Origin of the sequence: Francisella sp. SYW-2 (assembly GCF_008711475.1) — a bacterium.
Classification (GTDB): Bacteria; Pseudomonadota; Gammaproteobacteria; order Francisellales; family Francisellaceae; genus Francisella; species Francisella salimarina.
Genome location: NZ_VXKO01000011.1, coordinates 41,189 through 52,410 on the forward strand (window position 1 = coordinate 41,189; position 11,222 = coordinate 52,410).

Here is an 11,222-nt window from a genome sequence, read left to right on the forward strand (position 1 = left end):
TTATTATTCAAAAAAAATTTTGAATGCAACTGGTGGAGGCGGCGGGACTTGAACCCGCGTCCACAAACTCTCTATCCTTGGATCTACATGCTTAGGCTAATCTATTTGAGTTTAGCTTAGCTATTCCCCAATTAGCCAGGGTAATAGTTAGCGAGTCTGTTAAATACAGCCTTAACTCCCAGACAAAAAGCAAAGACCGTCTTATGCGGAATATGAACGGATGTAAAGATAGTGTCATAAGAAAGACTATCATATCCGTGCGCATCTAGGTTATTAAGCTAGACTAGGCAGCTTTAGCAACAGCAGCAAAGTTGCTGTCGTTAGCCGCTACGCGGTTTGCTTTTTTGTTGCCAGTTATTATTGGCATTTGTACTGTTATTAACGAGGTTACGGTACTTCCTCGACATGCACCTTAGATTTTGACATTCATGTCGAAACCATATTCGCCCCCATTCGGGTGGATACAATTTATACTTTATTATGATAAATGTCAAATCTTAAGTATGATTCTAGAATAAAACATAGATAGCTGAAGATAATGCCACAACACCAACAAAAAGTATGAAACCATCAGCTAGTAGATTTTTATATTGCTTTAGATATTTGATTTTATAGATACTATAGATAGGCATAATAAATAGTATTACAGCTAAAACAAGACCACCAATACTAGATATCATATCTAGTATATTTGGGTTTAAATAAGCAACTAACCAACATGATAAAAACACTATTGATAGTGTAATAGGCTTTATAGTTTTTTGACTGATTGAGTTTTTTGAGATTTTGCAAACTATACCATCTATACCTTCTTTTGATCCTAAGTAATGTCCAAAAAAAGATTTACTCATAGCAACTAGAGCAACCAGAGGAGCTATATAGTCCAAAGAATAATTATCAAAATGACTTGCTAGATAAGATAATATAGAAACATTCTCTTCTTTAGCAGCCATTAAATCATCTGGAGACAGAGTTAGCATTGAGCTAAATACAAATATGACTACTGTAACAATCATTAATATATTACTAAAAGCAATAATTCTCGATGCTTTTTCATCAGCATTTTGCTTATATTTGCTTTTCGTATAAACAGCTAAAGATGAAATAATTGGTGAGTGGTTAAATGAAAATATAAGTATTGGCATAATTATCCAAATAGCTAATAAAACACCAGAAAAAGTATGATTATATTCAAAGCTATTATGTAGTATATTTATATCCCAGTATGGAATCATCCATAGTGAAAGCACTAATAATGCTATGATGAAAGGGAAAACCAAAAAGCTCATCACGCGAATAATTAGTTTCTGACCAAAATTGATGATAAATACTAATGAGAGTATGGTAAAGAAGCTCAAAAGAAATCTATTATGTATCTCATAGTGAAGCTGATATTTGAAAAAACTAGCTAGAGTATTTGTAATACCAACACTATAAACCAACAGTATCGGTAATATTGCAAATAAATACAGAATATTAAAAATAATACCACCGAATTTACCAAAGTAGTCATCTGCTACGGCAGTAATATCAGAGTCAGTATTTGGGTTAGATATCACAAACCTACACAATGCACGATGAGACAAAAACACCATTGGAAAAATAAAAACTAATACTACAAGTATTGGTATAATTCCTGAAATTCCAGTTTGAATTGGTAAAAAAAGTATACCAGCCCCAATAGCCGTACCAAAAAGGCTAAGAGACCACATAAAGTCTTCATTTCTTTTCATAGTAAATATATATCTAGTTAAAAATAAAAACACTTACAGAAAGCTAATAATCAGCAATCGATAAGCCAGGTTCAAAATTAGTTAATAAAATTTAATGTAAAAAGAAGAGATTGTCAAAAAAACAAAGCTATAAATATCTAATTAAATTTAGTTTTGTGATTTTAGAAGTAATGATAGTAGAGACATTCTAATAGGAACACTATATTTGATTTGATCAAAATATTTTGCACACTCAAGCTCATCTATAGATCTATCCATCTCATCAACTCTAGGAAGAGGATGAAGGATTATGAAGTTGCTAGTAGCGGAAATATGTTTTCTATCTAAGTAGCATAAATCTTTATTCTCTAAATAACTCTCTTCATTTGGAAATCTCTCTCTTTGAACACGAGTTACATATAGTACATCTAAATCTTTCAGAGCTTCAGCGCTTACCTCTTCTAGTTCACTAAAAGAATTACCATTTTTCTCAACAAAATCTCTAAGTTTCTCAGGGATTTGCAGCTCTTTTGAAGATATAAATTTAAATGTAGCATTATATTTAGCTAAGATATTAGTTAATGAATGAACTGTACGACCATATTTTAGATCTCCTAAGAAACCAATTTTTAGGTTATCAAGAGAGCCTTTCTCGGAATAGATAGTATATAAATCAACCAATGATTGAGTAGGGTGTTCATTCTCACCGTCACCAGCATTTATCACAGGTGAGTAAACATATTTTGAGAACTCTTCAACACTATGTGGCTTAGGATGACGCATAACTATTATGTCAGCATATTGATCCATCATTCTACCTGTGTCATCAAGGGTTTCGCCTTTTTGAGTAGAGCTAGAAGTACCGTTTTCTAGTGATATAACCTTACCACCAAGTCTATTCATGGCAGATTCAAAAGAGAATCTAGTTCTAGTACTTGGTTCAAAGAAAAGAGATGCTAGTATTTTGCCTTCTAAATCTTTGATGGGTTCTGAATTAGCTAGTTTATTTTTATAAATATCAGCTTGATGAAATAGTTTATATAAGTCATCTTTAGTAATTTGATCGCCCCGTAGAAGCTTTTGAAATGATAGCATTTTAATACCTTTTGTATAGTTAAATTACTATAGTACACCAGTACTTTTAAGTTTTCTTATGACATTATGAACACCATCAAAGTCAGTATAAATATCTGCATTATTATAAGTATTCTCACCACCAACAAAAACAGATATGTGGGCATTATCTAGCATCATAAAATCATTATGATCATTACCAAAACAGATAGATTCTTGCATGTTGATATTACACTCTTTAAGTGCAACATATTTATTATTATAGTTGGGTGTTATATCAAAAAAGTTATCTTTTGAGTGTTTATTTAAATTAAACTTTTCATTAAAGGAAGCAAAAATATCAGCTACTTCAAACTCTTTTGTATTATCTAATATGAGTAGTTTAGTTATTCCTTTTTCTATTAAATCGTTCTCTAGATACTCATAATTACTTAATGATTTAATATAATCGTGGAATGGATGTGTGACTTCAGATAGAGAATAATACCAGTCACCATCTAGTACATAGGGGATATCTCCCTTTTTAAGAAAGTTTACCACATCTTTTATTATGTTAGTTTTAAAGTGGTGGGTTTTTCCAAAATCATTATTTTTATAATGAATACCACCATTACATCCTATTAGTAAAGATGAGTGAAATTCTTTATTAAGGATTGGTAACATGTCTCTTATTGGTCGAGCAGAAGCAAAAATAACATTGTGTTTGTTATATAGAGATTTTATTTCTTCTTGTATATTTTCTGCTATATGCTTTCCATTATTACAAATTGTTCCATCAATATCGAAAATTAAATTCATTCAAAAAAAATCCATTAAGTATATTAATCAATTATTACCTAAATGATAGGTATTCTAATAAGCCAAAATTTAACTATTAATCCACTCTTTAACAGTTTTAACATCAAAATCATTATTGATTTTGCGCATATCTTTAGCTGCAATAACAAAAGCCTCAAAAGCACCTGCCGTCGTCACATATGGTACTCTACTCATAATAGCAGCTCTTCTAAGAGCTAAGCTGATATTTAACTCTTGTCTAATTGATGTATTAACAAGTAGATCAACCTCGCCGGCTTCGATAGCATTAACTGTACTATGAACCTGACTGTTACCAATATTGTCCGAAGCTTTATCAAATAGCTTACAAGCAATACCATGTTCTTTTAAGAAGCTTTCTGTACCCTTAGTAGCAAATATATTAAAACCTAGTTCTATCAGCTCTTTAACAGGCTCTATTATCTTAGGCTTATCAGCATTACTTACAGATATTAGAATATTTCCTTTTAGAGGTAGTTTATTAAAAGACATTTCTTGAGCCTTATAAAAAGCTACGCCAAAAGATCTATCCATACCCATTGCTTCACCTGTAGATTTCATCTCAGGGCCTAAATAGCAGTCTACATCAGCAAATCTTCCAAATGGGAATACCGCTTCTTTGACAGAGAAATGTCTAGGTATAGGGTTATTTAAGATAAACTCTGATAGCTTTTTACCAAGCATAAGTTTAGTAGCAATATTTGCGATACTATTACCAGTAGCTTTTGCTACAAATGGTACAGTTCTCGATGCTCTTGGATTTACCTCGATTACATATAATTGATCCTTTTGATATGCAAATTGGATATTCATTAGACCAATAACATTTAACTCTCTAGCTAGTCTGATAGTTGCTTGTTTAACCTCTTCGATTTGCTCATCAGATAGCGAACGAGTTGGTATAGAGCAAGCCGAGTCACCAGAGTGAATACCTGCTTCCTCGATATGTTCCATAATACCTGCGACAAATACACGATCACCACCATCAGCTAGAGCATCAACGTCTAGTTCTATCGCATCTTCTAGGAATTTATCAATTAGAATAGGACCTTCCAGAATACATTTAGCATTTGTTTCAATATATGTATCTAATTCTTCTTTTGAGTGAACTATTTCCATAGCTCTGCCACCTAGCACATTAGATGGCCTTACAACAACAGGATAGCCGACATTAACAATCTTTTTCTTAAGTTCATTAATGGTATATGCGATAGTGTTTAATGGTTGTTTTAAACCAACCTTGTCTAATAGTTCTTTGAATCTCTCTCTATCTTCTGCTAGATCAATCTTATCAGGATCTGTACCTAGTATAGGAATATTATTCTCATGTAGGGCAGATACAAGTTTCAAAGGTGTCTGACCACCAAACTGTACAATTACTCCTAGGACTTCACCTTTACGCATTTCGTTTTTGATAATATCAAGAACATTCTCAGCGCAAAGAGGTTCAAAGTATAATTTATCAGAAGTGTCGTAATCCGTAGAAACTGTCTCAGGGTTACAGTTAATCATGATAGTTTCGATACCTTCCTCTTTAAGAGATTTAGCAGCGTGAACACAAGCATAATCAAACTCAATACCTTGACCAATTCGGTTAGGCCCACCACCTAAAATTATAACTTTTTTCTTATCAGATATTTCTGACTCACAGTCACGTACGATTTCTTCATAGCTATAGTGCTCATAAGTCGAGTATAGATAAGATGATTTAGACTCAAATTCAGCAGCACAAGTATCTACTCTCTTAAAAGTAGGGTAGATCTCTTTACCGAAACGGAAGTTTCTAATATATCTTTCAGTTCTACCAACAAGCTCAGCAATTTTCGCATCAGAAAATCCTAGATTCTTATAAATAGAGAACTCTTCTTTGCTATTTGGCAAACCTGTTTTTTTAAGCTTTTCTTCAGCATCTATTATGATAGCAATCTGCTCAATAAACCAAGGATCTATTTTACAAGCATTATGAATATCTTCTTCAGATATACCAAATCTGAGCGCTTGAGCTACTCTTAGAATTCTCATAGGAGATAGCTCTTCTAATGATTTTAGAATAGCTACTTTATTTTCTTCTGTTGAGTTTGACTCACTAACACCTGGTATTTCAACTTGATCTAGACCCTTTAAATCTGTCTCAAGTGATACTAGAGCTTTTTGTAAACTTTCTGTAAAAGATCTACCAATCGCCATAGCTTCGCCAACTGATTTCATTTGTGAAGATAAGTTTGACGGTGTAGTAGGGAATTTCTCAAATGTAAATCTAGGAATTTTAGTAACTATATAATCAATAGTTGGTTCAAATGATGCTGGAGTAACTTTTGTTATGTCATTATCAATCTCATCAAGAGTATAGCCAACAGCTAGTCTAGCAGCAACTTTTGCAATAGGGTAGCCAGTAGCTTTTGATGCTAGTGCAGATGAGCGAGATACTCTTGGATTCATCTCGATCACTACAAGCTTTCCAGTCTCTGGGTTTACTGCAAATTGTACATTTGATCCACCAGTCTCTACGCCTATCTCTCTAAGTACAGCAATCGAAGCATCACGCATGATTTGATATTCTTTGTCTGTAAGAGTTAGTGCTGGAGCTACTGTGATACTATCACCTGTATGGATACCCATTGGGTCGATATTCTCAATTGAGCATATAATAATAGAGTTATCGGCCTTATCACGGATAACCTCCATTTCATACTCTTTCCAGCCTAGGATAGACTCATCAATTAACACTTCATTTGTTGGTGATAGGCTTAGACCATTTTTGACAATTGATTCAAACTCTTCTTTTGTATAAGCGATACCACCACCACTTCCACCAAGTGTAAATGATGGTCTAACAATAGCTGGCAAACCAATATCTTCTAGTGCTTTGCGAGCTTCCTCCATAGATTGCACTACGACATTTCTTGGCACATCAAGACCAATTTTTGCCATAGCTTTGTTAAAACGCTCTCTATTCTCTGCTTTGTCGATAGAGTCAGCTTTTGCTCCTAGCATTTCAACGCTATACTTCTCTAGTATACCAGCAGCATCTAGCTCTAACGCACAGTTAAGAGCAGTTTGACCACCTACTGTAGGTAAGATTGCATCTGGTTTTTCTCTAGCAATAATTTTGCCAACACTCTCAACTGTAATTGGCTCAATGAAGATCTTATCTGCTGTTGTAGGGTCTGTCATGATAGTTGCAGGGTTTGAGTTTACCAGATAGACTGTGTAGCCATCTTCTTTCAAAACCTTACATGCTTGAGTTCCTGAGTAGTCAAACTCACATGCTTGACCGATAACAATTGGACCAGCACCTAATACTAAAATACTTTTTATATCTGTTCTTTTTGGCATCTTCTTAGTTCCCTTTCTTACTTTCTGCTATCATCTCAGCAAATTCATTAAATAAATACTTACAGTCATGTGGGCCAGGCGAGCTCTCTGGGTGATATTGTACTGCAAAAGCTGGTCTATCTTTGAATCTCAAGCCTTCAACAGTACCATCAAAAAGTGAGCTCATATGAATCTCGATATTATCTGGAACTACATCATCACATACTACAAAACCATGGTTTTGGCTGGTAATGAGAACTTTTTTAGTATCAGCATCTAGTACAGGTTGGTTTACACCACGATGACCTTGGTGCATTTTTTTAGTTTTTAAGCCAGCTGCTAGAGCTAATAGCTGGTTACCTAGACAGATACCAAATATTGGCATTTTGATTTCTAGAAGTTTTTTGATAACTGGCATAGTGTAGTCTGAAGTAGCAAATGGATCTCCAGGACCATTTGATAAGAATACTCCATCAGGGTTATGCTTCATAATATCTTCATAAGTACTATCAGCTGGTACTACAGTTACTTTAAACCCTGCATCTACAAGATTTCTTAAGATGTTATATTTAACACCATAGTCGATGACTACAACATTATATTTGTATTCTTGTTGGTGGCGATATGATTGTTGTCCCAGTTCAAAGGTATGCTCATCCCACTCATATTCTCTATTAGTAGTTACACTTATTGCTAAATCTCTACCACTTAGGTTAGATTTATTTTTGATACGTGATCTTACATAGTTAGCATCTAGAAACTCACCAGGTTTTACAGACAGTATAGCAACCCTTACGGCACCTTCTTTGCGAATCTTACGCACAATTGCACGAGTGTCCACACCACATATACCAACGATATTTCTATTTTTTAACCATGTATCAATATGTTTTTTTGATCTGAAATTTGATGGGCTAGTTAGGTTTTCTCTAACAATTAGACCTTTGGCAAATACACCAAGTGATTCATTATCTTCGTTATTGATACCTACATTACCAATATGTGGAAATGTAAATGTGATAATTTGACCAGCATAAGAAGGATCTGTTAATGTTTCTTGGTAACCAGTCATTGAAGTGTTGAAACAAATTTCGCCGTCTGTCCAACCACGAACTCCTATTGATCTACCAAGATAGTATGTACCATCTGGGAAAACCAATATAGCATTAGTCATATCGTTAGCTAATATCATAATAAAACAACCTTTTTGTGATAAATTGAATTGGAAGAAAAAAAGAGTTTGAAAGTTTTTTCTGTCATTACTTTTTACAAAGTTAATAGGCAAATTGAAAGTATTGTAGGCATTAGAGACCTATATGTAAAGACTGTTTTCTTAAGTTTTGACTAAAGTTGATTTTGGTCTAGTTTTAAAGCTATTTTTATACTACAATTAACTTTTATCTCTTCAAAAAAATAGATTTTTTTCTACAAAAAATTAGTATTTTAATCTTTTATGATTTATCTATGATGATATTGGTTTTAGATAAGGTATTAAGTATAAGTAGAGATAAGTTTTTGATGTATAGTATGCTGATTATGCTAATTGCATAACGGGAGGTGGAAAAGAGTTAGAACTTGTACCACCTACTTGATATAAACTAAATCCAAAATTTAGAGTTGCTAAACTAATTGTGATTACTAATATTGCTTTTTTCATTTTGATTACCTTTTTTATTATGTTCTGTATCGAGATGTGAGTATTATTGCAGAGATTTCTTATAAATAAAAATATGTTATTTTTATTTTGTATATAAGTTTTATTGATATTTGGTGGGGATTAGTGAGCATAGTAGTAATATAAGGTTATAAAATCATAGTTTTCATTTTTTAAAATGATAATATATGTGAATTATTTAGTAATATTGCTAAACCAAGTTATGAAAAAAATTATTGCGACATTCACGTTACTATTTTTGCTGATACCGCTAGGATACTCTGAAGGTAAGTTAGTTTTTGTATCTATGATTACACGCCATGGTGATAGGGCACCATTTGCAAATATCAAAAATGCTGACTATGACTGGGGAACAGAATTATCTGAGCTTACTCCTATAGGTATGCATCAAGAATTTATACTAGGAAGTAAATTAAGACAAAGATATATCAAAAACTTTAAGTTACTTTCATGTAAATATAAGAATCAGAGTATTTTTGTACTATCTAGTCATACTAATCGTACTGTAGAGAGTGCACAGAGTTTATTAATGGGGCTATATCCAGCAGGTACGGGACCTGTTTTGGCTAATGGACAGCGCGCCATTAATGGAGGCTTCCAACCAATTCCTATTATGACTCTGTCAGCAGATTCTAAGCTTATACAGTTTCCTTATGAGCAGTATTTGGCTGTGTTGAGAGAATATATCTATAACTCTAAAATATGGCAAGATAAGACTAAAGAAGCAGAGCCTAACTTTGCAAAATGGCAGCAAATACTAGGTAATAAAATATCAGGGTTAAATGATGTGATCACTGTAGGCGATGTTTTGATAGTTGCTAAGGCACATGGTAAGCCTCTACCAAAAGGGCTATCTCAAGAAGATGCTGATCAGATAATAGCTCTTACAGATTGGGGCTTAGCACAACAATTCAAATCACAAAAAGTTGCCTATATTATGGGTGGCGAATTTACTAATAGAATAATACAAGATTTAAATAATGCTGCTGAAGGTAAATCCAAATATAAAATGACTTATTACTCAGGTCATGATTTGACTCTTTTGGAAGTAATGGGGACATTAGGAGTACCTCTAGCTGAAGCACCAGGCTATGCAAGTAATATGCAATTTGAACTTTTCAAAGATAGCGATACTTATAAAGTTAAGCTTAGGTATGATGGGAAGTATGTCAAGTTACCAATTATGGATGATGATGACAGTTGTACACTAGATGCTCTAAATAAATATATGCAGGGTATTAATGAAAAATTTCAAAAGTAAGTTCTAATTATTTTCTTAGATAAGCGGTGTAATATTGCTCAGTCATTCCCTCAGCCTTTCGGTAGTCTGGAATATTTTCTCTTTGCTTACTATCAATTAGTTCAAACTTAATATTTGGAAAGAAGTTCTTTACCAGCTCAGCTTGAGTAACACTATATGGAGGAGTCTGAGATTTTTTGTCATGCTCCATCACGAGTAGTAGTATTTGAGTATTATCAGAGCATACTTGTAGCATCATCTTTGCATATCTAGCTCTTATATCTTCTGGCAAAGCAATATAAGCTCCTCTATCATACCAAATATCAAAAGCGGGTAGGTTTTTGGCTATTTTAGGTAAGTTAAAAATATCTGTTACATATATCTCGATGTCATCGCCTTTATAGAGCCTATAGTTATTGCCATCTACAACCTCATATTTGATATTATTTTGGCTAAAAAATGATAAAACAGCTTTTTCTGAAAGCTCCACACCGACTACCTTAACGCCGTTAGATAAAAAGTACAGCATATCTATACTACTTCCACACATTGGCACTAAACATACTGAAGAACTATTTATATTTAATTTAGAAAAGTGCTTAATTAGAAATTCATTTGGCGACTCTTGACAGAAATCGACATCATTATTTTGCCATCTATCTAACCAGTATTGGTTATGGTTTATCTCGACTTTGCTCATATTATCTTTAATTGGTGATTTATTAATCTATTAAGAAATATTAACATGAGTGATTAGATAAATATTAAAGATTGTTGAATTAATCTTGACTAATTTATTTATTCCTGATAACTTTTTCAAATTTAATGAAATTTGAGGTTAATTTCTCTTTTAGTATCTATATTTACCAGTTTTGGCAGATATAGATACATTTACCCTAGTTAAGCCATCATGTTGACAGCTTTTAACATGTTAAAACAGCAAGCTTTCATTAAAGCTTTAACATGAACTTTTACTGTAGAGAAATAACTAGCTCTAGCAAAGTTGAACTTTCTTTTTAATGTACCAAAGCATCTTTCAACTTTATACCTGGTTTTTGAGATAAGTATATTTCTTCGTTTTGTCTTTTTGTAAGGGGTTGTTTGCAGAGCCCTCCATTTTTTCGGTTTTTACAAACAAGGAGTTCCTTGATGAAATTTAAGCTTCCATTCTTCTCCCTCTAAAACCCAGATTGAGCTTCTATTTGCACGTAATTTTTCTTTTCCAACTTCACTAATATATGTCACTTGCTTTATAGTATTGCTAATACTAAAGACTGTTGATTTAATCTTTCATTAAACTTATGAACTTTTGTAAAATATAGATATCGTAGATATTTATATTTTTAGTAGTTATGGATTTTTTCTTTTTAGGTTTAGAAGAATCATTAGG

The 11,222-nt window shown here is 33.0% G+C and carries 9 protein-coding genes and 1 other RNA gene; 1 reads left to right on the forward strand and 9 read right to left on the reverse strand.

Features of this window, described 5'->3' with window-relative positions; translation table 11 throughout:
- Positions 1 to 30 precede the first annotated feature (30 nt).
- From ssrA to F3D57_RS10430, 7 genes are all read right to left on the reverse strand, one after another.
- Positions 31 to 451, reverse strand: a transfer-messenger RNA (tmRNA) gene (gene ssrA, locus F3D57_RS05165).
- Positions 452 to 509: 58 nt separating this feature from the next.
- A complete protein-coding gene (locus F3D57_RS05170; protein WP_150465447.1) occupies positions 510 to 1,733 on the reverse strand; it encodes an aromatic amino acid transport family protein in 1,224 nt (407 codons plus the stop codon).
- 147 nt (positions 1,734 to 1,880) lie between these two features.
- The gene (pyrB, locus tag F3D57_RS05175; protein ID WP_150465448.1) at positions 1,881 to 2,807 is read right to left on the reverse strand and encodes an aspartate carbamoyltransferase; all 927 of its coding nucleotides are present in this window, start codon (positions 2,805 to 2,807) and stop codon (positions 1,881 to 1,883) included.
- Between the two features lie 27 nt (positions 2,808 to 2,834).
- Positions 2,835 to 3,584 (reverse strand): HAD hydrolase family protein, encoded by a 750-nt coding sequence (locus F3D57_RS05180; protein WP_150465449.1) that lies wholly within the window; start codon positions 3,582 to 3,584, stop codon positions 2,835 to 2,837.
- Between the two features lie 69 nt (positions 3,585 to 3,653).
- Positions 3,654 to 6,938 carry a carbamoyl-phosphate synthase large subunit gene (gene carB, locus F3D57_RS05185; RefSeq protein ID WP_150465450.1) on the reverse strand — a complete coding sequence of 1,095 codons (3,285 nt, stop codon included), beginning with the start codon at positions 6,936 to 6,938 and terminating at the stop codon, positions 3,654 to 3,656.
- A 4-nt stretch (positions 6,939 to 6,942) separates the two neighbouring features.
- Positions 6,943 to 8,109: a glutamine-hydrolyzing carbamoyl-phosphate synthase small subunit gene (carA, locus tag F3D57_RS05190; RefSeq protein WP_013921813.1), complete on the reverse strand. Its 1,167-nt coding sequence runs from the start codon at positions 8,107 to 8,109 to the stop codon at positions 6,943 to 6,945.
- Between the two features lie 342 nt (positions 8,110 to 8,451).
- A complete protein-coding gene (locus tag F3D57_RS10430) occupies positions 8,452 to 8,574 on the reverse strand; it encodes a hypothetical protein (RefSeq protein ID WP_013921814.1) in 123 nt (40 codons plus the stop codon).
- Between the two features lie 220 nt (positions 8,575 to 8,794).
- Between F3D57_RS10430 and F3D57_RS05195 the strand changes: the two genes are divergently transcribed.
- Positions 8,795 to 9,853 (forward strand): histidine phosphatase family protein, encoded by a 1,059-nt coding sequence (locus F3D57_RS05195; protein ID WP_191092353.1) that lies wholly within the window; start codon positions 8,795 to 8,797, stop codon positions 9,851 to 9,853.
- Positions 9,854 to 9,860: 7 nt separating this feature from the next.
- Here the strand turns inward: F3D57_RS05195 and F3D57_RS05200 are convergent, their stop codons facing one another.
- Together F3D57_RS05200 and F3D57_RS05205 are read right to left on the reverse strand one after the other, a co-directional pair.
- On the reverse strand, positions 9,861 to 10,532 hold the full coding sequence (locus F3D57_RS05200) for a thiopurine S-methyltransferase (RefSeq protein ID WP_150465452.1): 672 nt from the start codon (positions 10,530 to 10,532) through the stop codon (positions 9,861 to 9,863).
- A gap of 200 nt (positions 10,533 to 10,732) precedes the next feature.
- Positions 10,733 to 10,939, reverse strand: coding sequence for a transposase (locus F3D57_RS05205; protein WP_224728154.1), 207 nt, complete (start codon positions 10,937 to 10,939; stop codon positions 10,733 to 10,735).
- Positions 10,940 to 11,222: the final 283 nt, after the last annotated feature.